The organism is Shewanella sp. Sh95, from assembly GCF_001308045.1.
In the GTDB taxonomy this organism is placed as follows: Bacteria; Pseudomonadota; Gammaproteobacteria; order Enterobacterales; family Shewanellaceae; genus Shewanella; species Shewanella xiamenensis.
Genome location: NZ_LGYY01000101.1, coordinates 1 through 371 on the forward strand (window position 1 = coordinate 1; position 371 = coordinate 371).

Consider the following 371-nt stretch of genomic DNA (forward strand, 5'->3'; position numbering starts at 1 on the left):
GTTTCTGAGATTGACCGCCGATGATAACCATACCGTTTTTTCCACTGCTTATTTGAACCATAAAGCTGTTGCCAACTGACCGCTAAGTTACGCGGATGTCCGTGTTCCCAGAGTGCAGCACCGTCCCTCGGTGGAATGAGTACTAAAGCGCGTTTTCTACGAACCGCATCGTGACAGGCTCTTGTGTCGTAAGCACCATCACCTGAAATATTTCGGATTTTTCGATGGGTTTGCTTGAGCAAATTCGGCATAACTTCAGCATCAGTGACGCCGGATAAACTCAGTTCTGCTGCAATAATTTCATGGCTATGGGTATCGACGGCGATATGCAGCTTACGCCACACGCGGCGCTTGCCATCTGTGCCATGTTT

Annotated in this window: 1 protein-coding gene; it reads right to left on the minus strand. The window is 48.8% G+C overall.

Annotated elements, in window-relative coordinates:
• Positions 1-371, minus strand: a 371-nt coding sequence (locus AEA42_RS07410; protein WP_156312320.1) for an IS5 family transposase, incomplete at both ends; no start/stop codon positions are given.